Annotated in this window: 25 protein-coding genes; 16 read left to right on the top strand and 9 right to left on the bottom strand. The window is 73.8% G+C overall.

Going from position 1 to position 25373, the window contains the following annotated elements; translation table 11 throughout:
* Positions 1-92: 92 nt before the first annotated feature.
* Positions 93-1016, bottom strand: coding sequence for a DUF3027 domain-containing protein (locus tag KM933_RS03095; RefSeq protein ID WP_221348204.1), 924 nt, complete (start codon positions 1014-1016; stop codon positions 93-95).
* Between the two features lie 613 nt (positions 1017-1629).
* Here KM933_RS03095 and KM933_RS03100 point away from each other — a divergent pair.
* The 4 genes from KM933_RS03100 to KM933_RS03115 all read left to right on the top strand — a co-directional run bounded on the left by KM933_RS03100 (position 1630) and on the right by KM933_RS03115 (position 5360).
* Positions 1630-3051 carry an MFS transporter gene (locus KM933_RS03100; RefSeq protein ID WP_221348205.1) on the top strand — a complete coding sequence of 474 codons (1422 nt, stop codon included), beginning with the start codon at positions 1630-1632 and terminating at the stop codon, positions 3049-3051.
* 72 nt (positions 3052-3123) lie between these two features.
* Positions 3124-3612, top strand: coding sequence for a hypothetical protein (locus KM933_RS03105; RefSeq protein WP_221348206.1), 489 nt, complete (start codon positions 3124-3126; stop codon positions 3610-3612).
* Between the two features lie 28 nt (positions 3613-3640).
* A complete protein-coding gene (locus KM933_RS03110) occupies positions 3641-4471 on the top strand; it encodes a futalosine hydrolase (RefSeq protein WP_221348207.1) in 831 nt (276 codons plus the stop codon).
* Positions 4455-5360, top strand: coding sequence for a 1,4-dihydroxy-6-naphtoate synthase (locus KM933_RS03115; protein ID WP_260332975.1), 906 nt, complete (start codon positions 4455-4457; stop codon positions 5358-5360). The genes KM933_RS03110 and KM933_RS03115 overlap by 17 nt, the downstream gene beginning before the upstream one ends.
* A gap of 159 nt (positions 5361-5519) precedes the next feature.
* Here the strand turns inward: KM933_RS03115 and KM933_RS40180 are convergent, their stop codons facing one another.
* A complete protein-coding gene (locus KM933_RS40180; protein WP_221348208.1) occupies positions 5520-5903 on the bottom strand; it encodes a cold-shock protein in 384 nt (127 codons plus the stop codon).
* Between the two features lie 186 nt (positions 5904-6089).
* Here KM933_RS40180 and KM933_RS03125 point away from each other — a divergent pair, with 186 nt between their 5' ends.
* The gene (locus tag KM933_RS03125) at positions 6090-6338 is read left to right on the top strand and encodes a hypothetical protein (RefSeq protein ID WP_221348209.1); all 249 of its coding nucleotides are present in this window, start codon (positions 6090-6092) and stop codon (positions 6336-6338) included.
* Between the two features lie 74 nt (positions 6339-6412).
* On the opposite strand, the gene KM933_RS03130 is transcribed toward KM933_RS03125, so the two are convergent.
* Together KM933_RS03130 and KM933_RS03135 are read right to left on the bottom strand one after the other, a co-directional pair.
* On the bottom strand, positions 6413-7048 hold the full coding sequence (locus KM933_RS03130) for an HAD family hydrolase (protein ID WP_221348210.1): 636 nt from the start codon (positions 7046-7048) through the stop codon (positions 6413-6415).
* A gap of 27 nt (positions 7049-7075) precedes the next feature.
* Entirely contained in the window at positions 7076-8239 is a 1164-nt protein-coding gene (locus KM933_RS03135) for a hypothetical protein (protein ID WP_221348211.1), read from the bottom strand.
* 141 nt (positions 8240-8380) lie between these two features.
* Between KM933_RS03135 and KM933_RS03140 the strand changes: the two genes are divergently transcribed.
* Both KM933_RS03140 and KM933_RS03145 read left to right on the top strand, forming a co-directional pair.
* A complete protein-coding gene (locus KM933_RS03140; protein ID WP_221348212.1) occupies positions 8381-11092 on the top strand; it encodes a helicase-associated domain-containing protein in 2712 nt (903 codons plus the stop codon).
* Between the two features lie 611 nt (positions 11093-11703).
* Positions 11704-11955, top strand: a complete 252-nt coding sequence (locus KM933_RS03145; RefSeq protein WP_308013237.1) for a hypothetical protein — start codon at positions 11704-11706, stop codon at positions 11953-11955.
* Here KM933_RS03145 and istB read toward each other — a convergent pair.
* Positions 11933-13294 (bottom strand): IS21-like element helper ATPase IstB, encoded by a 1362-nt coding sequence (istB, locus tag KM933_RS03150; protein ID WP_260332977.1) that lies wholly within the window; start codon positions 13292-13294, stop codon positions 11933-11935. The genes KM933_RS03145 and istB overlap by 23 nt on opposite strands.
* Positions 13295-13539: 245 nt before the next feature.
* On the opposite strand from istB, the gene KM933_RS03155 reads away from it, so the two are divergent.
* The gene (locus KM933_RS03155; protein WP_221348213.1) at positions 13540-15246 is read left to right on the top strand and encodes a DNA repair helicase XPB; all 1707 of its coding nucleotides are present in this window, start codon (positions 13540-13542) and stop codon (positions 15244-15246) included.
* Between the two features lie 16 nt (positions 15247-15262).
* On the opposite strand, the gene KM933_RS03160 is transcribed toward KM933_RS03155, so the two are convergent.
* Positions 15263-15451: a hypothetical protein gene (locus tag KM933_RS03160; RefSeq protein WP_221348214.1), complete on the bottom strand. Its 189-nt coding sequence runs from the start codon at positions 15449-15451 to the stop codon at positions 15263-15265.
* A gap of 265 nt (positions 15452-15716) precedes the next feature.
* On the opposite strand from KM933_RS03160, the gene KM933_RS03165 reads away from it, so the two are divergent.
* The 4 genes from KM933_RS03165 to KM933_RS03180 all read left to right on the top strand — a co-directional run bounded on the left by KM933_RS03165 (position 15717) and on the right by KM933_RS03180 (position 20653).
* Positions 15717-16631, top strand: coding sequence for an NADP-dependent oxidoreductase (locus KM933_RS03165; protein ID WP_221348371.1), 915 nt, complete (start codon positions 15717-15719; stop codon positions 16629-16631).
* 36 nt (positions 16632-16667) lie between these two features.
* Positions 16668-17147 carry a MarR family winged helix-turn-helix transcriptional regulator gene (locus tag KM933_RS03170; protein WP_221348215.1) on the top strand — a complete coding sequence of 160 codons (480 nt, stop codon included), beginning with the start codon at positions 16668-16670 and terminating at the stop codon, positions 17145-17147.
* A gap of 77 nt (positions 17148-17224) precedes the next feature.
* The gene (locus tag KM933_RS03175) at positions 17225-18310 is read left to right on the top strand and encodes an alkene reductase (protein WP_221348216.1); all 1086 of its coding nucleotides are present in this window, start codon (positions 17225-17227) and stop codon (positions 18308-18310) included.
* A gap of 360 nt (positions 18311-18670) precedes the next feature.
* A complete protein-coding gene (locus KM933_RS03180) occupies positions 18671-20653 on the top strand; it encodes a HelD family protein (protein ID WP_221348372.1) in 1983 nt (660 codons plus the stop codon).
* Between the two features lie 158 nt (positions 20654-20811).
* Here KM933_RS03180 and KM933_RS03185 read toward each other — a convergent pair whose 3' ends face one another.
* Positions 20812-21504 (bottom strand): copper homeostasis protein CutC, encoded by a 693-nt coding sequence (locus tag KM933_RS03185; RefSeq protein WP_221348217.1) that lies wholly within the window; start codon positions 21502-21504, stop codon positions 20812-20814.
* 180 nt (positions 21505-21684) lie between these two features.
* On the opposite strand from KM933_RS03185, the gene KM933_RS03190 reads away from it, so the two are divergent.
* From KM933_RS03190 to KM933_RS03205, 4 genes are read left to right on the top strand one after another with little or no spacing between them, the layout of a single operon-like run.
* Complete coding sequence (locus KM933_RS03190; protein WP_221348218.1) at positions 21685-22548, top strand: helix-turn-helix domain-containing protein; 864 nt, start codon at positions 21685-21687, stop codon at positions 22546-22548.
* Positions 22508-22738 carry a DUF397 domain-containing protein gene (locus KM933_RS03195; RefSeq protein ID WP_221348219.1) on the top strand — a complete coding sequence of 77 codons (231 nt, stop codon included), beginning with the start codon at positions 22508-22510 and terminating at the stop codon, positions 22736-22738. The genes KM933_RS03190 and KM933_RS03195 overlap by 41 nt, the downstream gene beginning before the upstream one ends.
* A 5-nt stretch (positions 22739-22743) precedes the next feature.
* Positions 22744-23415 (top strand): HD domain-containing protein, encoded by a 672-nt coding sequence (locus tag KM933_RS03200; protein ID WP_221348220.1) that lies wholly within the window; start codon positions 22744-22746, stop codon positions 23413-23415.
* A 51-nt stretch (positions 23416-23466) separates the two neighbouring features.
* Positions 23467-24546, top strand: coding sequence for a GNAT family N-acetyltransferase (locus KM933_RS03205; RefSeq protein WP_221348221.1), 1080 nt, complete (start codon positions 23467-23469; stop codon positions 24544-24546).
* A 72-nt stretch (positions 24547-24618) separates the two neighbouring features.
* Here KM933_RS03205 and KM933_RS03210 read toward each other — a convergent pair whose 3' ends face one another.
* Both KM933_RS03210 and KM933_RS03215 read right to left on the bottom strand, forming a co-directional pair.
* On the bottom strand, positions 24619-24897 hold the full coding sequence (locus KM933_RS03210) for a DUF4031 domain-containing protein (RefSeq protein ID WP_221348222.1): 279 nt from the start codon (positions 24895-24897) through the stop codon (positions 24619-24621).
* Positions 24894-25316 (bottom strand): hypothetical protein, encoded by a 423-nt coding sequence (locus KM933_RS03215; RefSeq protein WP_260332978.1) that lies wholly within the window; start codon positions 25314-25316, stop codon positions 24894-24896. The genes KM933_RS03210 and KM933_RS03215 overlap by 4 nt, the downstream gene beginning before the upstream one ends.
* Between the last annotated feature and the right edge of the window lie 57 nt (positions 25317-25373).

Genomic DNA, 25373 nt, shown 5'->3' on the forward strand with positions numbered 1-25373 from the left:
CGCGACCAGCCACACACAACCCGCACATCACAGCCGGGGCCGGGCCCCGCCCGGCCCATCCGCCGAGCCGGCGGCAGCCCAACTGCGGCCGTCTAACTGTGGCCGTACTCCGCATCCGCCGAGGACTCGTCCACCGGCACCGACCCCGAGTCCGGCGACGGCCGGAGCGGGAAGGGATCCATCCGCGTCTCGTCGATCACCGGCGGCGCGGGCCGCGGCGGCGCCGGCATGACCGCCGCCTCCGAATGCCCCCCGCACCCGTAGGACAGTGAGACCACCCGCCCGTCCGCGGGCGAGAACTCGTTCGCGCACACCCCGAACGCCTGCCCGAGCGACCCTCCGATGGGGTTCAGGAACCCGCAGCTGACACACGTCGCGGGCGCCGCCTGCGCCATCGCGGTCTTCGCCCCGTAGGACTCCTCCCACCGGTCGGCCGCGACATGCAGTCCGTACCGGGACAGGACCCGTGCCCGCCGCATGCCGAGCTCCTCCGCGACGGAGGCGATCGATCCGCGCGTCGGCACGAGCGGCAGCGTGGCCGGGTTCCCCGCCACGACCTCGGCGTCCTCCGCCTCGGCCAGCTCGGCCATCTCCTCGGACAGCGGCGCGTTCGGAGCGAGCTCGTCCTCGCCGGAGTACCCGGGCTCCAGACGCAGGTCCTCCGCGTCCGTGGGCAGCAGGTCCCCGGGCCCCATGTCCCCGGGCCGCAGGCGCTCGCTCCACGGCACCCACTCGGGCGCGAGCAGCGCGTCGGGACCGGGCAGCAGCACGGTCTCGTTGAGGGTGACGACCTTCGCCCGCGAGGCGCGGGCCACGGTCACGGCCCACCGCCACCCGCGGTAGCCCATCTCCTTGCACTCGAAGAAGTGCGTGACGACGCGGTCCCCTTCGCTGACCATGCCCGCGTGCTCCCCGACGACGCCGGGAGCGGCGGCCTCCTCGGCGGCCGCCCTGGCGAGGTCCACGGCCTCGGCACACAGCCGGTCGGGGGTTCGGCTTCGCGTTGTCGCGCTCACAGGTATCGCTTCTCTCCTACGCCGTCTCACGAGTGCGCCATCCCTCGACGGGGGCGCGGACGGAGCGGACCGGAGGGCCGCGTCGACGTCCGTGCCCGATCGCACTCGGGCGCACCTACGTCATCCATTCTGCGGGATGACCGAGAGGCGCGCGGCCGAGAACAACCGCCGCGGGCGCGCTACGCACGCTACCGTCTCGTCGGCGCTGGGCCTACACCGGCGTTGCCTTCACCGCTTCGCGCCGTTTCCCGACCACTTGCCCCAGGCACCCTACGGACGATTCCCGGCCCCGTGTGCCAGGCGCCTTCCGGGCGTTTCCCGGCCGGACGCCCCAGGTGCCCTCCCGGCGATTCCCGGGGCGATTCCCGGCCGGGTACGCCGGACGCCCCGGGCGTTTCCCGACCCGGTGCCCCAGGAACCTCCCCGGCGGTTTCTGGCCGGATCCACGGGGGCGTCGCCCGGCGTCCCCGAGCCGTGCACCCCCTCCGGACGCGCCCGCCGCCGTACGCGTGAAGGCTGCTCGGAGGTCACTCGGAGGCCACTCGAAGATCACTCGGCCGCTATACGGGCGGTAAGCGCACTAGATCCGCCGTTCTCGGGGCACTATTGCGGAGTGGCAGCCGCAAGGTCGCCCCAAAGCGCCACCGGAATCGGTGAGCCCGGGGCAGAGCGCAAGAACGGAACGGGCCCGGTGCGCGGGGCCGTCCGTTCCGTCGGGCATGCCCTGCACCTGCCGTTCACCGGTACCGCCAGAGGCATCAGAAAAGCGACACACGCGCACGGCGCGGGCGAATCGGGCCTCGGCAAACTGATCGAACTGCACGGGGTGAACGGCGCCGGCGACATGATGATCACCGTGGCGCTCGCCTCCACGGTGTTCTTCTCGGTCCCGACGGACGAGGCCCGCGGCCGGGTGGCGCTCTACCTGGCGATCACCATGGCCCCGTTCACCCTCCTCGCCCCGATCATCGGCCCCCTCCTGGACCGCCTCCCGCACGGCCGGCGCGCCGCGATGGCGGGCGCGTTCATGGCGCGCGCGTTCATGGCCCTGCTGCTGTCGGGCGCGGTCGTCACGGGCGGCATCGAGCTCTACCCGGCCGCCCTCGGCGTCCTGGTGGCCTCGAAGGCGTACGGCGTGGTCAGAAGCGCCGTGGTGCCCCGGCTGCTGCCCCCCGCCTTCTCCCTGGTGAAGGCGAACTCACGGGTCACCCTGGGCGGACTGCTGGCCACCGGCGTGGCGGCCCCGATCGGAGCGGGGCTCCAGGCCCTCGGCCCCCGCTATCCGCTCTACGGCGCCTTCGTGCTCTTCGTGGCGGGTACGTTCCTGTCGTTCTCGCTGCCCCACAAGGTCGACTCCGCGAAGGGCGAGGACAAGGCCCTGCTCGCCGCGGACGCGCAGCACCTGCACGGGCCGTACCGCAAGCAGCCCAGGCGCCCCGGCCTGCGCACGGTCGGCACGGCGGTCACCCACGCGCTCGCCGCGAACGCCGCGCTGCGCTGCCTCTCCGGCTTCCTGATCTTCTTCCTCGCGTTCCTGCTGCGCGAGCACCCCCTCGCCGGCGCGAGCGCGGCGGTCTCGCTGGGCATCGTGGGCGTCTCGGCGGGCGTGGGCAACGCGCTGGGCACGGCGGTCGGAGCGGCGCTGAGATCCCGCGCGCCGGAGCTGATCATCGTCACGGTCGTGGCGGTGGTGCTGGGCGTGGCGATCACTGCGGCGGTGTTCTTCGGGGTGCTCCTGGTGGCGGTGCTCGCCGCGTTCGCCGGGTTCGCCCAGGCGCTGTCCAAGCTGTCCCTGGACGCGCTGATCCAGCGGGACGTGCCGGAGCTGGTGCGGACGTCGGCGTTCGCCCGCTCGGAGACGCTGCTGCAGATGGCCTGGGTGGTCGGCGGCGCGATCGGCATAGCCCTCCCGCTCTACGGCACGCTCGGCATGGCGGTCGCCTCGGCGATCATCGCGGCCGGCTGGCTCACCACCGTCCGCGGACTGCTGAACGCGGCCCGGCACGGCGGACGGCCCCACGCCCACCTGGCCTGACCGGGCTACGCGGCACGCCGCGTAGCCCACCCGCATGGCCGGGCGGCCCAGGTCGCCCGATAGCCTGCGTCCATGAGCTCCCAGCGTCCCCTCGCGCGCCGTCGCCGCGCCGTCGCCGCCGTCGGCGCCGTTTCCGCCGGACTTCTCGTCCTGTCCGCCTGTGACAAGCCGACGCCGATGGCCACCGTCACGGTCGGCAAGACCTCGGTCAGCACCGAGGCCGAGTGCTACGAGGACGGCAAGGACCTCGGCAAGGAGAAGGTGGCCGAGTGCGCCAAGAAGAAGACCTCCGACACGATCAGCGTCTCGCAGGGCGAGACACTGCGGATCGGCGTCGACCCCGAGGTCGCCGATGAGGGCTGGGCCCTGTGGCTGAACGGCCAGCAGGTCACCGACCCGTTCAAGAAGACGTACTACGCCTTCGAGGGCGTCGACCTCTTCGCCGCCCAGAACGGCCAGACCGCCCCCAAGACGATCAGCATCAGCGTCGTCAAGCAGAACAAGGCCGGTACGGAGTTCAAGGGCGTCTGGAACTTCAAGCTCGAGAACGCGGACGCCTGAGCCGCATGATGTGCCGGACCCGCCGCTCATGCGTGTCCTCGTAACCACCGCGGTCCCCGTCGAACGGGACGCGGTGGCGGCGGCTTTCGCGCCCGCCGTGACCGCGGTCACGGCGGGCGACGGGACACACGGCGAGTACTCGGTTCCGGGGGCGGCCCTGCGCAGGGTGACGCTCCCGGCGGACCGCTCCGCCCCTTCCGACGCGCTCGGTTCCGGTCCGCCGGTGTTCGATCTGCTCGCCGGCGGTGTGGGACCGGCGGCCGCCGCCGCGTCGACCGCCGCCGCGCTCACCGCGGCAGCGCTGACCGGGGAGCCGTACGGCGTGGTCGTCTCCGCCGGTATCGGCGGGGGGTTCCGGCCCGGGGCACCCGTCGGCTCGCTCGTCCTGGCCGACGAGATCACCGTCGCGGACCTCGGCGCCGAGACACCGGCCAGCGACGGGACGGCCGCCGCGGCCGGTACGGCCACCCCCGGCTTCGCGCCGGTCACCGAACTGGGCTTCGGAACCGTCACCCACCGGCCGCCGGCATCACTCGTACGGGAGCTCGCGGCCGTCACCGGAGCGCGCACCGGCACCGTCCTGACCGTCAGCACCGTGACCGGGACCGCGGGGCGCGCCGCGGAACTGCGGCGACGCCACCCGCGTGCGCTCGCCGAGGCGATGGAGGGGTTCGGGGTCGCCGAGGCCGCCGCCGCACAGGGCGTACCCGTCCTGGAGATCCGTGCCGTGTCCAACCCCGTGGGCCCCCGGGACCGCGCCGCCTGGCGGATCGGCGACGCCCTCACGGCACTCACCGGGGCGTTCGGGAAGCTCGCGCCCGTACTGGAGAGTTGGAACCCACATGACCGCACACACTGAATCCCCGCGGACCGAGCCGCAGACCGAGCCGCAGACCGAGCCGCGGAACGGACCGCTGAAGATCGCGTACTCCCCCTGCCCGAACGACACCTTCGTCTTCGACGCGTGGGCCCACGGCCGCGTCCCGGGAGCACCCGGGCTGGACGTGACCTTCGCGGACATCGACATCACCAACGGCATGGCGGAACGCGGCGAGTTCGACGTCCTGAAGGTGTCGTACGCCGTCCTGCCGTACGTCCTGGACGAGTGGGCCCTGCTGCCCTGCGGGGGCGCGCTCGGGCGGGGCTGCGGGCCGCTGGTCCTCACCCGGGAGCCGGGCGTGGACCTCGCCGGCCGCACGGTCGCCGTGCCGAGCGAGAGGTCGACGGCGTACCTGCTGTTCCGCCTCTGGGCCGCGGACACGGTCCCGGGCGGGGTCGGTGAGATCGTGGTGATGCCGTTCCACGAGATCATGCCCGCCGTACGGGACGGCAGGGTGGACGCCGGACTGGTCATCCACGAGGCCCGCTTCACCTACCGGAACTACGGGCTGCACAAGCTCGCGGACATGGGCGAGCACTGGGAGCTGACCACCGGGCTGCCGATCCCGCTCGGCGCGATCATCGCCAAACGGTCGCTGGGCGAGGCCACACTGCGGCTGCTCGCCGAGTCCGCGCGGGCGTCCGTACGGGCGGCGTGGGAGGACCCCGAGGCGTCACGCCCCTACGTGCTGGAGCACGCGCAGGAGATGGACGCCTCGGTCGCGGACCAGCACATCGGGCTGTACGTCAACGAGTTCACGGCCGACCTCGGGGAGGACGGGTACGCGGCGGCCCGGGGACTGTTCACCCGGGCGGCGGCCGAAGGTCTCGTACCGGCTCTCGCCCCGGAGGCGCTGGCGTTCCCCTGAGCGGCCCTGGCCAGCTCCGACCAGCCCTGGCCAGCCCTGACCGGGGGCCGGGCGGTACGGGCGGGTCCGGAACCGCACGCCGCGCGCGGTCGTCGCCCGGAGCCGGTACCCGCCCGGCGAGCACGGGCGCCGGCCGCGGGCCGCGGTCGGTCCGGAGTGTCAGACGTCCAGTTGGTCCGCCACCGCGCGCAGGAGGCCCGCGATTTTCTTGCCGGAGGTCTTGTCGGGATAGCGGCCCCTTTCGAGCATCGGCGTGATGTTTTCGAGGAGGGTCGTCAAATCCTGGACGATGGACGCGAGCTCGTCCGGTTTACGGCGCTGGGCGGCCGCGACGGAGGGCGTGGGGTCCAGGAGCGTCACCGAGAGTGCTTGGTCACCGCGCTGTCCGGCGACGACACCGAACTCCACACGCTGCCCCGGCTTGAGAACATCGACTCCGGCGGGCAGGACCGAGGAATGAACGAAGACGTCGCCGCCGTCGTCACGGGAGAGAAAGCCGAAGCCTTTCTCGCTGTTGAACCACTTGACCTTGCCGGTAGGCACGTCTGTCCTCGTCCTCGTAATCGTCGGAAACTGCGTCGGAAAACTGCGGCTGGAACTTTTCGGAAAACTGGCCCCTACAGCACTGCAGCGGGTCGTCGGACCCGCCGGTACCAAGGCTAGTGGTCCGGCGGCTGCTGACAAGACGTCGCCGGACTGTTCCTCCGCGCAGGGAACTACCCTGGTCGAGTGCGTGACAAAACCCAACCGAATTCCGCCGTGGCCGGAGACGGACTGATCCGTGCCGGTGCCCTCGTGTTCTTCGTGGGAGCCGCGGCCACGCTGGTCACCGTGGCCCCGCTGCTCCTGGACACGACGCCCTTTCCCACGTACATGTTCGGTCTGAGCATGTTGATGGGCGTCGGATTCCTCATCGCGGGAGCGGGGGTGTTCCGGTCGATCGCCAGTGGACGCCGGCAGGCACGCGGGGATTCCTGACCCCGGGCACCCCGGACCCGCGCCTGCCTCTGCGTCCGGGCGTGCAGGCATCCAGGAATCCAGGCGTGCAGGTCCTAGACGGTGCCCGCCTTCCGGTGACCGGCCAGCCAGGCCGGGAACTCCAGCAGGTCCTTGAGCACCACGTCGGCACCGGCGGCGCGGAGTTCCTCCTCGTCGCACGGGCCGGTGGCCACGGCGACGGACAGGGCCCCCGCGGTGCGGGCGCCGCGTACGTCGCCGGTGTGGTCGCCGACGTACACGCCCGCGTCGTACTCGCGCAGGGCCTGCGCCTTGCCCTCGGCCCACAGGTCGCCGACGACCGCGTCGGCGTCGATGCCGAGATGACCGAGATGCAGCTTGGCGTTCGGCTCGTACTTGGCGGTGACGACGATCGCCCGGCCCCCGGCCGCGCGCACGGCGTCCACGGCCTCCCGCGCGCCCGCCATGGCGGGCGTCGCGGCGATGGCGTAGGTGGGGTACATCTCCCGGTACAGGTCCGCCACGGCCTCGACCTCCTCGGCCGGGAACCAGTTCACCAGCTCGTCGGCGAGGGGCGGCCCGAGCCGGCCGACGGCCAGGTCGGCGTCGACGAAGACCCCCGTCCGGGCGGAGAGGGCCTGGTAGCAGGCCCGGATCCCGGGCCGGGAGTCGATGAGGGTCATGTCGAGGTCGAACCCGACGGTCAGCGGACGAGAACTCATACGGCCCATTGTGCCCACCCGCGCCCGCACGTCCGCCTACCGCCGCCGCTGCGACCGCCACACCAGGTAGAGCGCGGAGGCGATCGCGGCCCCCCGGAGCACGACCGGCCACGTCTCGGCGACGGCGTCCCCCATCGCCCCCTGCGCGATCGGCTCCCCCCACCGCCCCTCCGCACGCCCCCAGAGCCATGTGACGCCCCCCGCGGCGACCAGACCGGGCACCCAGAGAACGGCCCACTTGGACTCGTTGGGGCTGAGCCGCCGCGACAGGTAGGCGATGAGCCACCCGAGGCCCAGCAGGACGAGGTTGCCGACCACCGCACCGGCCACCAGCAGCCCCGCGGCGAGCAGCAGCAGGGGGTTGGACCACCCGCCCCCCACCGGCCGCAGCCGCGGCACGAAGCGGCGCCGCACCCGCCCGCCGGGTGCGGCCGAACCGGCCGCACCCGCCGAACCGGCCGCACCCGCCGGCTCGACGACCACCTCCACGGTTTTCGACGCCACCTCGCCGGGCCTGCCGGGATCGCCGGCAACGCCGGACTCATCCGCCTTGTCGAACTTGCCGGGCTGGTCGGATTTGTCGAGAGGCGGCGGTTTGAGCAGTTCCGGAATCTCCACGCCGCCGGTGAACCCCGGCACGCTGTCCGTCGCCCCGAACGGCCCGCTCTCCACCCGCCACCAGTCGGGCTGCACCCCGGAGCCCAGTTCCTCCGTGCTCGCGAGGTGCGGCGGGGAGGGCGTGGGCCCGACCGTCCCGGTGGTCTCCGGCTCCGCGGGCCGCTGTCTCGGCACCGCCCGGCGCAGGCGCCCGGACCGGCCGGGACCGGGCGACCGGCCGGGACCGGGCTCCGGAGCGCGCTGGGAGGGGACACTCCCCCGCTCGGGCGCCGCGCCCTTGCCGCCGCCGACGTCACCGGTACCGGTACCGGTACCGGTGTCGGCCCCTGTACCGGCACCGGCCCCGGCACCGGTGCCGTCGCCCGCCTCCGCGACCACCGACTCCGGTGTCCCGATGCGGTCGAGGATGCGGCGGACCGCCGCCGGGCTGTCGAGCGCCGCCTTGGCCCGCCGCCGGTCGATCTCGCTCCGCAGCTCCGACACGAGCCGCATGCGCGTCCCGGACGGCAGCTGTCTCTGCTGGGCCAGGTCGCCCACCCGGCTCAGATAGTCGAACACGAGCTGGTCGCTCTCGATCCCCACGAAGTCCCCTCCGGGGCTCCCTCGTTGCGTTTCCCCGCGTGAACGACGGTACCGCGCCCGCCGCCGGCGGCGGATCCCGGCACGGCGGTGGCGCACCGCTGCGGAACCGGCGGCGAAGGCCCACCCGCTACCGTTGAGCGGATGAGCGTCCAGGAGCAGTCAGCAGAGGAGCCCGGTGGGGCGTCCGCCGGGGCACAGCCCCGCTCGCTCGCGGAGGACCTGCGGGCCCGCGACGACTCCTCCCTGTCCGCGCTGCTGCGGGCCCGCCCGGACCTCGTCACCCCCGTACCGACCGACCTGACGCAGCTGGCCGCCCGGGCCGGCACCCGGGCCTCCGTGATCCGTGCCCTGGAGCGCCTGGACCGGTTCACGCTCCAGACGGCGGAGGCGCTGGCCGTGGCTCCGGACCCGGCGCCGTACGACACGCTCCTCGGCCTGACGGCGGGCGACGCGGGCGACCCGGTGGTCGCCGAGGTGCTGCCCGGCGCCGTGGCCGTCCTGCGCGAGCAGGCGCTGGTCTGGGGCCCGGACGACCGGCTCCGGCTGGTCCGTACGGCCCGTGAGCTGCTGTCGCCCTCGCCGCAGCGCCCGTCCCCGACCGGGCTCGGCCCGACGCTCGCGGAGGCCACGGCGGGCATGTCGCCGGGCCGCGTCCAGGAGATCCTGGCGGCGGCCGGGCTGGCGACGACGCACGACGCGGTGTCCGCGGTGGAGTCGCTGACGGCCCTCTTCACCGACCGCGCCCGGATGGCCGCCCTCCTCGAACCGGCCCCGCCGGAGTCCCTGGAGGTCCTGTCCCGGCTGGTCTGGGGGCCGCCGTACGGTCAGGTGACCGCCGAACCGGCGGCCCGGCTGCGCTGGCTCCTGGACCGCGGGCTGCTCCTGCCGACGGCGCCCGGCACGGTCGTACTGCCCCGCGAGGCCGCCCTCCACCTGCGGGCGGGACGGGCGCACCGGCGGACGGAGCCGCTGCCCCCACCGGTCGTGCCCACCGCCGCGCACCCTCCGCACGTGGTGGACGCCACGGCGGCCGGGCAGGCGTACACCGCGCTCACCACCGTCGAGGAGCTGCTGAAGGACTGGGACGAGGGCGGCCCGGCGGTGCTGCGCGCGGGCGGCCTGAGCGTACGGGACCTGAAGCGGACCGCCGTGGCCCTGGACGTCCCGGAACCGGTCGCCGCCTTCTGGGCCGAACTCGCCTACGCGGCGGGCCTGCTGGCCTCGGACGGCGAGGCCGACGAGCGGTACGCGGCGACGCCCGCCTACGACGAGTGGCTGGACCTCCCGGCGGCCGAGCGCTGGACCCGGCTGGCCACGGCGTGGCTGTCGGCGACCCGTACGGCGGGCGTGGTCGGCGGCCGGGACGCCAAGGAGCGCACGCTGTCGGCGCTGGGCCCCGGCCTGGACCGCTCGGCGGCGCCCGAGGTCCGGCACCGGGTCCTCTCGCTCCTCGCCGCGCTGCCCGAGGGCGGCTCCGCGTCCCCCGACGCGCTGGTCGCCCGGCTGCACTGGGAGCGCGCCCTGCGCGGCGCCACCTCCCCGGACGACCTGCGGGCCCGCCTCGTCCGGTGGACGCTGACCGAGGCCGAGTCGCTGGGCATCACCGGCAGGGGCGCGCTGTCGGCGCACGGACGGGCACTCCTAGGGGTGGCGGCACCGCACGCGCCCGCGTCCGCGTCCGCCCCGAAGCCGACCGCCGGCCCCAGCGGTCCCGGTGGTCCCAGCGGCCCTGGTGGTCCCGGTGGTCCCAGCGGCCCTGGTGGTTCCGGCGGTCCCGGCGGTCCCGGCGGTCCCGGCGGTCCCGGCGGTCCCGGCGGTCCCGGCGACAAGCTTCCCGTCCACCACCGGCACCACCACCACCTCCCCGTGCCCCCGCCGCAGCACCGCTCCCCCGCCGAACTGGCCTCCGCCGCCGCCCGCGCCGGCGGCCTCCTGGCTCCGCTGCTGCCCGAGCCCCTGGACCACGTCCTCCTCCAGGCCGACCTGACGGCGGTGGCGCCCGGTCCGCTGGAACGCCCCCTGGCCGACGTGCTGAACGTGCTGGCGGACGTGGAGTCGAAGGGCGGGGCGACGGTGTACCGGTTCACGCCGGGCTCGGTCCGCCGGGCCCTGGACGCGGGCCGCTCGGCCTCCGACCTCCAGGCGTTCCTCGCCGCCCACTCCCGTACGCCGGTGCCGCAGCCGCTCGCCTACCTGATCGACGACGTGGCGCGCCGACACGGGCACCTGCGGATCGGCGCGGCCTCCGCGTACGTGCGCTGCGACGACGACGCGCTCCTGAACGAGATCATCGCCGACAAGCGCTCGCAGGGGCTCCGGCTGCGCCGGCTCGCGCCCACGGTCCTGGCCGCCCAGGCCGACCCGGCCACGCTCCTCGAAGGACTGCGGGCGATGGGCTTCGCACCGGCCGCCGAGTCCGCCGAGGGGGACGTGCTGATCACGCGCGCGCACGCCCACCGCACGCCCCCGCGCACGGCGCCCGAGCCGGTCCCCGACGGCCCGCCGGTCCCCGACGCGACGCTGCTGGGCGCCGCGATCCGGGCCGTCCGTGCGGGCGACCTGGCCTCCACGGCACCGCGCAAGCCGGCCGCCGACGCCCCCGAGCTGAACGGCGCCCTCCCGCGGACCACCTCCGCCGAGACCCTCGCCACCATGCAGGCCGCGGTCCTGACCGGCGGAACCCTGTGGATCGGTTACGTCAACGCCGAGGGGGCCGCCAGCCAGCGCGTCATCGCCCCGGTCCGGGTGGAGGGCGGCTTCGTCACGGCGTACGACCACACCGCGGACGAGGTCAGGACGTACCCCCTGCACCGGGTGACGGGCGTGGCGGAACTGGCGGACGACCAGGACTGAGTCCGCCCTCCCCATGGGGCGACTCACTCGTTCGGGTGTAGGCGGCGATCCATGCACGCCACGCCGGACTCTTCCCACCGACGAGGGACTTCGCAGGGTCTCCCGCATCCCGGCGCGAACGGCTGGGCAGTCACACAGCGTTCAAATCGCTCGGCGTTCCGCTCACCCAGAGTTCCAGGGACCGCGGAATTCCGCTCACGCATCAGAACGCTCACGCGACGAAAAGGGAATCCCATGCGTACTGCCCGTCGTATCACCACCGTCCTGATCGGTACCGCAGCGCTGCTCGGCGCACTCGCCTCCCAGGCCGCGGCGATCGGTATCGATCTCGGCGGGGGTCTGACCTTCTGAGTCGCCCCCGCCCGCCCAGCACGCGCCGCACGTCCGGTGGGCCGGCCCCGGCACCGCCCGGCCCGGCCCGCCCCCTCCGCGGCGCTCCTGCCCCGGAGCCGGGCTCACCGCCGGCACCGACTCCGGCTCCGCTTCCGGCCCTGGCTCCGACTCCGGCCCCGGCTCCGACTCCGGCCCCGGCTCCGGCTCCGGCCCATCAGCTCCCGAAAGGCTCTCGACTTCCCATGCGTCCAGGTCAGTCCGTGCGTCCAGTCCAGTCCGTGCGTACCACCGTCACGGTCGCCCTCCTCGTCCCGGCGGCCCTCCTCGGCATACTCGCCCCGCACGCCATCGCCCAAGCCGCTCCGTCCGCCCCCTCCGCCCTGTCCGCCCCCTCCGCCCTGTCCGCCCCATCCGCCCGACACGCCCTGCCGCTGCCCCTGCCGGCGGCCGGTGGCGAACCGCTGGTGACCGAGGGGGTGAGCATCGAGGGGCCGCTGCTCAACAACCTCACTCTGCCCACGCTGCGGTAGCCCGGCGCATGCGGTAGCTGTCGCCCTCGAGGCGGACGATCTCCGCGTGGTGCGCGAGGCGGTCGACCATCGCGGGGGCGGCACCGCCGAAGATCTCGTCCCAGCGGCCGAGGGGGCGGTCGCTGGTCACGATCAGGGAGGCCCGCTCGTAGCGGTGCGCGACCAGCTGGAAGAAGAGGTGGGCGGTGTCCGGGTCGAAGGGGGTGTAGCCGACTTCGTCGACGATCAGCAGGGGGTGGGCGTCGAGGACCGCCAGCTCGTCGGCGAGCCGGCCGGCCGTCCGGGCCCCGGCCAGCCGCGCGGCCCACTGCGTGGCGGTCGCGAACAGCACCTGGTGACCGGCCTGGCAGGCCCGCACGCCCAGACCGACGGCGAGGTGCGTCTTGCCGGTGCCGGGCGGGCCGACCAGCACCACGTTGCGGCGGGCCGCGACGAAGTCCAGCTTGCCGAGCCGGGCCACGGTCTCCCGGTCGAAGACGCGGGGGTATTCCTCGTCGAACTCCTCCAGCAGCTTCCGCGCGGGGAAGCGGGCGTCACGGATCCGGGCGTCGGCGCCCGCCTCGTAGGAGCCGTACGGCTCGCGGGGACCGGAGGGGTCGGGTGAGTCGTACGGGGAGGAGGTCGCCTGGGCCGGGATCGGTCCGGCGGTCCGCGGTACGGGCGGGACGGCTCCCGGCAGCGAGAACTCGGCCGGCACGTAGGACCCGGTCCCGGCCGCCCCGCGATCCGCCTCCCCGCCTCCCCCGAGCCCGGCCCCGTGCCCCTGTCCTTGTCCCCTGTGCGACCGGTCACCGTGCTCGGCCATCGGGCCCGACATGTAGGCGAGGATCGCCGCCGAGGCGATGAACGCCATGTGGATGACCGTCCCCCACAGCAGCGAGTGGTGCGAGGTGTGGTGCACGTCCACGAACATCTGGAGCAGATGGACGGACGAGATGCCCACGATGGCGGTGGCGAGCTTCACCTTGAGCACGTTGGAGTTGACGTGCGAGAGCCATTCCGGCTGGTCGCGGTGGCCTTGCAGGCCGATGCGCGAGACGAACGTCTCATAGCCGCCGACGATCACCATGATGAGGAGATTGGCGATCATGACGACGTCGACGAGCTTGAGGACCGCGAGCATCACGTACGTCTCGTTCGCCTGCCCGGTCACGCACCGGAGGATTAAACGCCACAGCTCGTTGAAGAACTTGTAGACGTACACGCCCTGCGCGGCCACCAGCCCGAAGTACAGCGGGGCCTGGAGCCAGCGGGTGGCGAAGAGCGCGTATCCGAGGGTCGTGGTCGGTGTGGAGACGGCGGGCAGCGGCGGGGGCGGGGTGTGGCTGTGACCGGACAAGGGTGGCCCTCCCTGGGCGATGACCTGGGGCAGTGACCTGCAGGGTCGCCATTCTTCGGGGCCGCCGTGGTAAATCGGAATTCCCACCACTCATTGGGCTGAATAGACATCCAGTAGGACAGGACGGTGAAGGGCGGCCTCCCACGACACCGACCGACGGCGGCGGGCAGCGGCGATCAGGCACACTGGACGTTTGGCCGTGCACGTCGTACGGCCGTCACGGCTGTGCAGAAGGGGACGCGCGCGTGAATGGTCCACTCATCGTCCAGTCCGACAAGACCCTGCTCCTGGAAGTCGACCACGAGCTGGCGGACGAGTGCCGCCGGGTCATCGCCCCCTTCGCCGAGCTGGAGCGTGCGCCGGAGCACATCCACACCTACCGGGTGACCCCGCTCGGCCTGTGGAACGCGCGTGCAGCCGGGCACGACGCCGAGCAGGTCGTGGACGCGCTCGTGCAGTACAGCCGCTATCCGGTGCCGCACGCCCTGCTGGTCGACATCGCGGAGACGATGGGCCGCTACGGCCGGCTCACGCTGAGCAAGCACCCGGCGCACGGGCTCGTCCTGACCACCACCGACCGGCCCGTGCTGGAGGAGATCCTGCGCTCCAAGCGGATCACCCCGCTGGTGGGCAACCGGATCGACCCGGACACGGTCGCCGTGCACCCCTCCGAGCGCGGTCAGATCAAGCAGACGCTGCTGAAGCTGGGCTGGCCGGCCGAGGACCTCGCCGGGTACGTGGACGGGGAGGCGCACCCCATCGGCCTCGCCGAGGACGGCTGGGCCCTGCGGCCGTACCAGAAGCAGGCGGTGGAGAACTTCTGGCACGGCGGGTCCGGGGTGGTCGTCCTCCCCTGCGGCGCGGGCAAGACGCTGGTCGGCGCCGGGGCCATGGCCGAGGCGAAGGCCACCACGCTCATCCTCGTCACGAACACCGTCTCGGCCCGGCAGTGGAAGCACGAGCTGGTGAAGCGCACGACGCTGACCGAGGAGGAGATCGGCGAGTACAGCGGTACGCGCAAGGAGATCCGGCCGGTCACCATCGCGACGTACCAGGTGCTGACGACCCGGCGGAAGGGCGTCTATCCGCACCTGGAGCTGTTCGACTCGCGCGACTGGGGTCTGATCGTCTACGACGAGGTGCACCTGCTGCCCGCCCCGGTGTTCAAGTTCACCGCCGACCTCCAGGCACGCCGCCGGCTCGGTCTGACGGCCACGCTGGTGCGGGAGGACGGCCGCGAGTCGGACGTGTTCTCGCTCATCGGGCCGAAGCGTTTCGACGCGCCCTGGAAGGAGATCGAGGCGCAGGGATACATCGCGCCGGCCGACTGCGTCGAGGTGCGGGTGAACCTGACGGACGCGGAGCGGCTCGCGTACGCGACGGCCGAGGCGGAGGAGAAGTACCGCTTCTGTGCCACGACGGCGACGAAGCGCAAGGTCACGGAGGCACTGGTGCGCCGGTTCGCGGGGCAGCAGACGCTGGTCATCGGGCAGTACATCGATCAGCTCGACGAGCTGGGCGAGCATCTGGACGCGCCGGTCATCAAGGGCGAGACGCCGAACGCGCAGCGCGAGAAGCTGTTCGAGGCGTTCCGGCAGGGGGAGATCAACGTCCTGGTGGTCTCGAAGGTCGCCAACTTCTCCATCGACCTGCCGGAGGCGACGGTCGCCATCCAGGTCTCGGGCACCTTCGGTTCCCGCCAGGAGGAGGCCCAGCGGCTGGGCCGGGTGCTGCGTCCGAAGGCGGACGGCCACCAGGCGCACTTCTACTCGGTCGTGGCGCGCGACACCATCGACCAGGACTTCGCGGCCCACCGCCAGCGCTTCCTGGCCGAGCAGGGATACGCGTACCGGATCGTGGACGCGGACGAACTGCTGGCGGACAACACAGGCAGCGCGGACAGCACAGGCAGCACGGAAAGCACGGAAAGCACGGAAAGCACGGACGGCTAGTCCGTCGGTCCGTGCCTCAGCGGCGGCGTACGCCCGCCTCCTCGTCGCACTCGCCGAGCAGGACCACGCCGAGGGTGGCGCCGGTGAAGACCCTGACGGCGCGCAGGGCGTCGCCGAGGCGGTGCCGGCGACCGTCCCGCGGGGCGGTCACGCCGGACGGCGGCAGGGGGCGGACGATGGCCGGGGTGAACGTCGCGGTACTCATGTCTCCATGGTGGGACCCGGCGGCCCCGCCTCCATCGGTCTGCGGGCCGAACCCCACCCGCCCCGCCGTACGACTCCGGGCCTACCCCCGCCCGTAGGGAGGGGGACGTCGTCCCCTAGGGGACCGGGGACGGGCGTCACGTCCGGATCGCTCACGGGGACCGCCCCGAACAATTACTTGGCTAGCCACATAATCGGTGCTACTTTTATGTGGCTGGCCACGGAAATGGACGGCGCAACGAACCTCACCCAGGGAGAAAGCAATGATGAAAGCCATCGTCTTCGACACCTTCGGCACCACCGAGGTCCTGCACGAGGCGCGGATCGAGACCCCCGAGCCCGGCCCCGGCCAGGTCCGCGTCCGCATCCGCGCGGTCGGCGTCAACCCGGTGGACGGCAAGATCCGCTCCGGCACCATGGAGGCCGTCTTCCCCACCACCCTGCCCGCCGTCCCCGGCGGAGAGATCGCCGGTGTGGTGGACGCCCTCGGCGAAGGCGTCGACCACCTCAAGGTCGGCGACGAGGTACTGGGCTGGTCCGACACCGGCTCCTACGCCCAGTACGCCCTGGCCGACGCCACCGTCCTGGCCCCCAAGCCCGCCGCCCTGGACTGGATCCACGCCGCCGCCCTGCCGGTGGCGAGCGACGGCGCCGAACGCGTCCTGGACCTCCTCGACGTCGGGGCCGGCGAGACCCTCCTGATCCACGGCGCCTCCGGCGCGCTCGGCACCGTCGCCGTCCAGCTCGCCGTCGCCCGCGGCGCCCACGTCATCGGCACCGCCGGTCCCGCCAACCAGGACTACGTCACCTCCCTCGGCGCCACCGCCCTGACCTACGGGGACGACCTCGTCGAGCGGGTCCGCGCCCTCGCCCCCCACGGCATCGACGCCGTCCTCGACGCCGCCGGCAAGGGCGCGCTGGAGGACTCCATCACCCTGCGCGGCACCACCGACCGGATCGTCACCACCGCCGACTTCCGCGCCGCCGAGCTCGGCGTCGTCTTCGCCCAGGGCCCCCAGCGCCGCTCCGCCACCCGCCTCGCCGAACTCGCCCGGCAGGCCGCCGACGGCACGCTGACCCTCACGGTCGGCGCGACCTACCCCCTCGCCGAAGCCGCCACCGCCCAGCAGGTCAGCGACAGTGGCCACGGCCGCGGAAAGCTCGTCCTCACCGTCGACTAGACGATCACTCCCACCCAGGTGGCCGAGGGAGCAGCAATGCCCGGTTCCACTTCATTCCGGCCACCGAACGCGGCGGGCGAGGGGCCGTTGAGCTACGCCGTCTTCCAGCTCGCCCGCGCCCACCGCGGCCGTGCCGCCGCCATGCTGCGCGCCATGAACCTGCACCCGGGACAGGAGCTGCTGCTGATGCAGCTCTACGACCGCGACGGCCAGACCCAGGCCGAGCTGCTGGAGCGGGTCGACCTCGACCACTCCACCGTCTCCAAGTCGCTGCGCCGCATGCAGGACGCCGGGCTGCTCACCCGGGAGCCGGCCCGCCACGACCGGCGGGTCATGGTGGTCCGCCTCACCGCTGCCGGGCGTGCCCCGCAGCAGTCCATCACCGACATGTGGCGCACTCTGGAGCAGATCTCCGTACGCGACCTGACGCCCGAGCAGGTCGAGATGTTCACCGCGTGGGCCCGCCTGATCGAGACATCGGTCAGGGACCACGGCCGGCGGGCACCCGCCGGCTGATCCCGACGCCCCGTCCCCGCGGACGTACCGGCGCCACGCACACGTGGCGCACCTTTCACGGCAGTCAGGAGATTCCCATGACGAACGCATTCGCCCCGATCGAGGTGGGCGGCCGGTCGCTGTCCAACCGCATCGTGATGGCACCGATGACCCGCAGCCGGGCCTACGGGCCGGGCGCCACCGCGACCGATCTGATGGCGGCCTACTACAGCCAGCGGGCCGGCGCCGGCCTGATCGTCACGGAGGGGATACAGCCCTCCGCCGTCGGCCAGGGGTACCCCGACACCCCGGGCCTGCACTCGGCGGAGCAGGTGGCGGCCTGGCGCAAGGTCACCGACGCCGTCCACGCCGGAGGCGGGGTGATCTTCGCCCAGCTGATGCACACCGGGCGCATCGGCCACCCGAGCCTGCTCCCCGACGGTCTGCACCCCGTCGCCCCCTCGCCCGTCGCGGCGAAGGGCCGGGTGTTCACCCACCAGGGCCCGATGGACTTCGTCACCCCGCACGAGCTGGACGCCGACGGCATCACCCGCACCATCGCCGACTTCACCGACGCGGCACGCAACGCGATCACCGCCGGCTTCGACGGCGTGGAGATCCACGGCGCGAACGGCTACCTGATCCACCAGTTCCTCTCGCCCGGCACCAACCGGCGCACCGACGGCTGGGGCGGTGACGTGACCGGCCGGATCCGCTTCGGCCTGGAGACGGCCGCCGCCGTCGCGGAGGCGATCGGCGCTCACCGCACCGGCTTCCGCATCTCCCCCGCCAACCCCTACAACGACATCGCCGAGACGGACCCGGCGGACGTGGCGGACACCTACACCGCCCTGGTCGACCGGCTCGGCGAACTGGACCTCGCCTACCTGCACATGGTCGAGGGCGCCGACCGGTCCCTGACCACGCGCCTGCGCAAGAACTGGCCCACCGCGTTCGTCCTCAACCCGTTCACGTACCCCGAGCCCACCGGCCCCGACGCCCTCGCCCTCGTCCAGGAGGACACCGCCGACCTGGTCGCCTTCGGCGCGCTGTTCCTCGCCAACCCCGACCTCCCCGCCCGCCTGGCCGCCGACGGCCCCTACAACACCCCCGACCCCGCCACCTTCTACGGCGGCGACCACCACGGCTACACCGACTACCCGCGCCTGAAGGACACGCCGTGACCCGGCGGGCCCTGCCGGCCCTGCCGGCCCGCCCGCCCGTACGGGAAAACGATTGGCCCCGGCCGCCCGGGGTGGCCTAGGATCTCCGATCCCGCCCGCCTCCCGTCGTGGAGCGCCGCCGCCCGGACGGAAACCGGCCGGCCCACCGCCACAGTCAGCGGGGCCCCTCGGGCCCCGGCTCCCGCAGGCCCGGAGGCAACACCCGTGTCCACCCCGCCCGACTCCGCCACGCCGTCGACCACCGTGTCGCCGTCCACCGGCCCGTCGACCACCGTGTCGCCGTCCACCGCCGTGCCGTCCGACGGCCCGCTCGCCCGCGAGCGCGCCCATCTCGCGGCGTCCCGTGCCGCGCTGCGTTCGATGCGGGAGGACGTGCAGTCCCTCGACATCCGGGACGTCACCGCGAACTGGGTCAACGCGGAGGTCCTGGGCCGCCAGATCGACGAGCGCATCAAGGCACTGGCCGACCTGTCCCGCACCCCGCTGTTCTTCGGCCGCCTCGACTACCTGCACGCCCCGGGGGCCGAGCGGGCGGAGGGCGCGCGGGGCGAGTCCTTCTACATCGGCCGCCGGCACGTGCACGACGCGAGCGGCGACCCGATGGTGATCGACTGGCGCGCCCCGGTGTCCCAGCCGTTCTACCGGGCCTCCCGGAAGGCCCCGATGGACGTCGCACTGCGCCGCCGCTTCGGGTACACGGGCGGCGACCTCACCGCGTACGAGGACGAGCACCTCTCCGACCCCGCCGAGGCCGCCGCCACCAGCAAGCTGCTCCAGCAGGAGATCGAGCGCCCGCGCGTGGGCCCGATGCGCGACATCGTGGCGACGATCCAGCCGGAGCAGGACGAGATCGTACGGTCCGGTCTGGGCGGCACGGTCTGTGTGCAGGGGGGTCCGGGCACCGGCAAGACGGCCGTCGGCCTGCACCGGGTCGCGTACCTCCTGTACGCCCACCGCGACCGGCTCGCCCGCACCGGCACCCTGGTCATCGGGCCGAACGCGTCCTTCCTGCACTACATCGAGCAGGTGCTGCCCGCGCTGGGCGAGCTGGAGGTCAGGCAGGCCACGGTCGACGACCTGGTCGCGCACGTGGAGGTGCGGGGCACGGACGGGGCGGCGGCGGCCGTCGTGAAGGGCGACGCGCGGATGGCCGAGGTGCTGCGCCGGGCCGTCCGCGCGCACGTGACCCCGCCGGCCGAGCCCGTCGTGGTGGTCCGCGGCTCGCGGCGCTGGCGCGTACCGGCGTACGAACTGGCGGACATCGTGCGGGAGCTGCTGGACCGGGACATCCGGTACGGCGCGGCCCGCGAGGCCCTGCCGCAGCGCATCGCGCACGCCGTGCTGGTGCAGATGGAGCGGTCGGGCGAGGCGCCGGACGACCGGGTGCAGGACGCGGTGGCCCGCAACCCCGCGGTGAAGGCGGCCGTGAAGGCGATCTGGCCGCCGGTGGACCCGGCGAAGCTGGTCCTGCGGCTGCTCTCCGACGCGGAGTTCCTGGCCCGGCACGCGGAGGGCGTCCTCACGGAGGAGGAGCAGGAGACGATCCGCTGGGCGAAGCCCGCACGGTCGGTGAGGTCCGCCAGGTGGTCGGCGGCGGACGCGGTGCTGATCGACGAGGCGACCGACCTCGTACGGCGCACGCACTCCCTCGGGCACGTGGTGCTCGACGAGGCGCAGGACCTGTCACCCATGCAGTACCGGGCGGTGGGGCGGCGCTGCACGACCGGTTCGGCGACGGTGCTGGGCGATCTGGCGCAGGGCACGACGCCGTGGGCGACGCGGAGCTGGCAGGAGGCGCTCTCCCACCTCGGCAAGCCGGAGGCGGTCGTGGAGGAACTGACGGCGGGCTTCCGTGTACCGACGGACGTGATCGCGTACGCGTCCCGGCTGCTCCCGCACATCGCGCCGGGCCTCACGCCGGTGGCGTCGGTCCGGGAGAACCCGGGCTTCTTCGAGGTCCGGGATACCTCCTCCACGGGAGCCTCCTCCACGGGAGAGGTGGTGGCGGCGTGCGGGGAGCTGCTGGCGCACGAGGGTTCGGTGGGGCTGATCGCGGCGGACGCGCGCGTGCCGGCGCTCTCGGCGGCCCTGGCGGAGGCGGGCCTGGCGTACCTCGCCCCCGGCGAGGAGACGACGCTCGCCACCCGTCTGACGCTGGTGCCGGCGTCCCTCGCCAAGGGTCTGGAGTACGACTACGTGGTGCTGGACGAACCGGGGGCGGTCGTGTCCGGCGAACCGGACGGGCGGACGGGGCTGCGCCGGCTGTACGTCGCCCTGACCCGGGCGGTCTCGGGCCTGATCGTGACCCACGCGGACGCCTTGCCGGCGCAGCTGACGGAGTAGACCGCCGGTCGCCTGCGGGCCGAGGGACGAAGGGCCGGGGCGCGGCCCCGTCTTCCAGGGGCGCGGGGAACCGCGCCACCGGCCCCCACCGGCCCCCACCGGCCCGCAGGACGCATACGTGCGGGCAGCAGGACGTACACGCGCGGGCAGCAGTCGGCTCAGGCCGTGTCCAGGGCGGCGCGCCACGTGCGGACCGCGGGTGCGGAGACCGGGGCCGACCAGCCCCCCGGCCGCGCCGCCCCGCCGATGTGGAACGCGTCCACCCCCGCCGCCCGCAGCCGCGGCACGTGGTCGAGGCGGAGGCCGCCGCCGATCAGGAGCCGCGGCTCGTAGCCCGGCTCGCCGCGCCGCGCCGCCTCCGCGAGCAACGTCGGCAGCCCCTCGTCCACCCCCGCCGCCGCCCCCGCCGTGAGGTACGTGTCCAGGCCGGGCAGGCCGGACAGCCGCTTGCGCAGGGTGTCCCGGTCGGCGGCCCGGTCGATCGCCCGGTGGAACGTCCAGCGGCAGCCGTCCAGTTCCGCCAGCACCGAGTCCAGCGCGGGCAGGTCGGGCTCCCCCGCCCCGTCCAGGAACCCGAGCACGAACTCGTCCGCCCCGGCGCCCCGCAACTCCCGCGCCGCCCGTACGAGCGCCCGTACGTCCCCGGCGTCGAAACCGTCGGCCAGGCGCAGCATCACGCGCAACGGGAGGCCGACCGCGGCCCGGATCCCGGCGAAGGCGTCGGTCGGCGGGGTGAGCCCGTCGGCGGCCATGTCGGTGACCAGTTCCAGCCGGTCCGCGCCTCCGGCCTCGGCGGCGACCGCGTCCTCGACGTCGAGGGCGATCACCTCCAGGAGTGCACGTTCGCTCATAGGACCTCTTCCCTCGGGCGGCCATAGGTCTAGTCCAATGGCCAGCCTACGCGCCCCGCGACGGAGATCAACGGATATCACCATTCGCACACATGGCATCACTCTGCGCAATTACTATCGTTCCGGCGACGTACGACAACGCCGTCCGACGACGCCGTTCGCGCGAGAGGGAGTTGTGGCATGCCCAAACCGAAGCGACTCGATTCTTCCCAGTCCCCCCGCGAGCTGTACGGGGCGGAACTGCGCCACCAGCGCGAGGGCGCCGGGCTGTCCCAGGAGGAGCTGGGCGCCCGCCTGTTCGTCAGCGGTTCGTTCGTCGACCAGCTGGAGGCCGGCGTCCGCCGCATGCGGCCGGAGTACGCGCGACTGGCCGACGAGATCCTGAAGACGGACGGGTTCTTCGTACGGAACCTGGCCGGAGCGACGAGGTCCCCCTACGAGCACCACTTCGCGGACGTGGTCGAGTTCGAGGGGCTGGCCCGGTCGATCAAGGACTGGGCACCGGACCTGGTCCCCGGCCTGCTCCAGACCGCGGCGTACACACGGGCGGTGATCCGGGCGTACGACCCGGTCGTGCCGGACGACGTCGTGGAGGGGCGGATGGCGTCCCGGAAGGCCCGCGCGCGCGTCTTCGACGACCCGGACAGGCCCCGTTACTGGGCGATCCTGGACGAGGTCGTGGTGCGGCGCCCGGTGGGCGGCCCGCACACCATGGCGGAGCAGCTCCGCCACATCGCCGCGCTGGTCCGCCGCAACCGGATCATCGCCCAGGTGCTGCCCCTCTCGGAGGGGGCGCACGCGGGGCTGGACGGCCTCTTCAAGATGATGACCTTCGACGACGCCCCGCCCGTCACCTACGTCCAGGGTGTCCAGACGGGGCGGCTGCTGGACGATCCGGCCGTGGTCGCCCGCTGCACGCTCACCTACGATCTGCTCGGGGCCGCGGCCTTGTCGCCCGCCGCGTCCCTCGCCCTCATCGAGCAGGCGGCCGAGGAGTACGAGAATGCGCACCGCACCCGGTCCGGGGACCTCGACCTGGCGTAGGAGCAGTCACAGCGGCGGTACGGCCAACGAGTGCGTGGAGGTCCGCGACGGCCTCCCCGGGCTCGTCCCCGTCCGCGACAGCAAGGACCCCGCCCGCGGCGTGCTGGTGTTCGGCGCCGCCGCCTGGTCGTCCTTCGTCACCGCGACCGCCGCCGCCACCGCCACCGCCACCGCCACCGCCGGACAATGAGACACATGGCCGACCTCGACGCCCTGCGCGCCCGCTGGTCCCACGCGCTCGACAGGAGCCGCGGGACCCAGACCCCCGACCCCGCCCCCTTCCCCGGCCCCGCCCCGGCCCCGGACCCCTACGCCGAGAACCTCCTCGCCCGCTGGGCGGAGCCCCGGCGGCGGTACCACACGCTCGACCATCTCACCGCCGTGCTGGACCACGTCGACGTCCTGGAGGAGGCCGCGGACGACCCGGACCTGGTGCGGCTGGCCGCGTGGTTCCACGACGCGGTCTACCTCCCCGACCGCTCCGAGAACGAGGAGCGGTCCGCCCGTCTCGCCGAGCGCGCGCTCCCCGAGGCCGGCCTCTCCCCCGCCGCCACGGCCGAGGTCGCCCGCCTCGTGCGCCTGACGGTCACGCACGCCCCGGCCGCCGACGACCCGAACGGCCAGGTCCTGTGCGACGCCGACCTGGCGGTCCTCGCCTCGCCCGCCGACGCGTACGCCGCGTACACGACCGCGGTCCGCGAGGAGTACGCCTTCGTGCCGGCGGACGCCTTCCGCGAGGGCCGGGCCGCGGTTCTGCGCCAACTCCTGGACCTGCCCCGCCTGTTCCACACCCCGCACGGGACGAGGCAGTGGGAGACCCCGGCCCGCCACAACCTGACGACCGAGCTGGACCTGCTGACCGGCTGACCTGCTGACCGGCTGAACCCGTCGACGGGCCGGTCAACTACCCTCACCGGCATGCGTGCCATGGGCGGGGACCAGGTGGAAGAGGCGGTCACGACCGCGCTGGCGGTCCTGCGGGCCGCGGCCGACCGGGACTGGGGCGTCAGGGCGGGCCGCCTGGAGTGGAGCTGCCGCAGGACGGCGGAGCACATCGCGTCGGACCTCATCACGTACGCGGGCCAGCTGGCGGGCCGCGCCGCCGACCGCTACGTGCCCTTCGACATCGGTTTCGACGAGTGCGAGACCCCGCAGGACGTCCTCCAGGTCGTCGGGACGGCCGGCGCCCTGTTCGCCGCCACGGTGCGCACGACCCCGCGGGAGGTGCGGGCCTTCCACCCGTACCCCTTCCGCAGCGCCGACCGCGAGGGCTTCGCCGCGATGGCCGTCACCGAGGTGCTCGTGCACACGCACGACGTGGCGCAGGGCCTCGGGATCGCGTACGAGCCGTCCGCCGCGCTCTGCGCCGACGTCCTGACCCGGATCTTCCCGCACGTCCGGCCGGAGCCGGGACCCGACCACTGGCGGACCCTCCTGTGGGCCACGGGCCGCGGCGAACTGCCCGGCCGGGCGCCCCTCACCGACTGGCACTGGAGCAGCAACCTCGTCGTGCCCGCCGAGCGCCTCACCCTCCAGGGCGTCACCCCGGCCGCCGCCGCCGACCTGTGCGCGGGCGGCACGGGAGGCTTCGTGTGGATCGAGGACGGCCCCTTCCAGGGCACCCGGGACGCCGCGGGCATGGTCGTCAAGGGGTACGAGGCCGGGGTGCACCGGCCCGAGTGGGGCATGTTCGTCCTCGTCCGGCAGGAGGACGGCCGCGCGCTCGGCGCCATCGGCTTCCACGGCCCCCCGGACGAGGAGGGCCGCGCCGAGGTCGGCTACGACCTGACGGCGTCGGCCCGCGGCAACGGCTACGCCACCGAGGCCCTGCGCGCCCTGGCGGCCCTGGCCCTGGCCCGCGAGGACCTGACGTACCTGTTCGCGACGGTGGACCGCGCCAACTCCGCCTCCCAGGGCGTGGTCTCCCGCGCGGGCTTCACGCGGGTGGGCACGCTGGACGGCGACGGGGAGCAGTACGCGTACGAACTGCGCGGCTGACCACCGCTCCGGCGAGCGGAGGGGCCGGCCGACGCAAGGGCCCGCGAGCGCAAGGGCCCGCGAGCGCAAGGGCTACGGAGTCCCGCTCGCCGCCCGCCCCTTGGGCCTGCGCAGCCCGGACGCGTGCAGGAGGCGTACGACCTCGCGGCTGCGCACCCGCACGGCGCCGGCCCGCACGGCGTCCTCGTACCGGTGCGAGGGGATGTCGTAGTGGTCCCGCTCGAAGGCGCGGGCGGGAACGCCGAGGCCGCGGGCGAAGGCGTGCAGCTCCTCGTACGACACGTCGCTGACCAGGTGGGACCACATGCGGCCGTGACCCGGCCAGTCGGGCGGGTCGATGTAGACGGTCACGCGGCCCCCATGGCGGGTCCGAGCACGCCCACCGGGGCGACCGTCACGCCGGCCTTGTGGCACACCCAGTGCGGGTCGGGCCCCAGCTCGGGCTCGACCTCCAGGGCGTGGGGATCACCGTCGGCGCAGACGGGACACAGCGGCCAGCGCCCGTACTTCTCCAGCAGCGCGTCCTGCACGTCCTGGGCGACCAGCCCGGCGACGTACTCGGCGCCCTCGGGCCACTGCTCCACCCACCACCGCCGCTGCGCGACGGACTCCTCGACCATCGAGACGACATCGGCCTCGGCGACCTCCCCCGCCACGAGATCGGCGATGACCAGCGCCCGGGCGGCGTGCAGGGCCTGCTCCAGCGGACCGACGGAGGAAGGGGAGGGAGGAGGGGAAGGAGAGGAGGAGGGGGGACCGGAGGATTCCATACCTCCATTGTGCGCCGCCCCTCCGCACCGCGATCGGGGCCGGTCCTCGCTCTTGAC

This window comes from Streptomyces beigongshangae (genome assembly GCF_019710745.1).
GTDB classification, from domain to species: Bacteria; Actinomycetota; Actinomycetes; order Streptomycetales; family Streptomycetaceae; genus Streptomyces; species Streptomyces beigongshangae.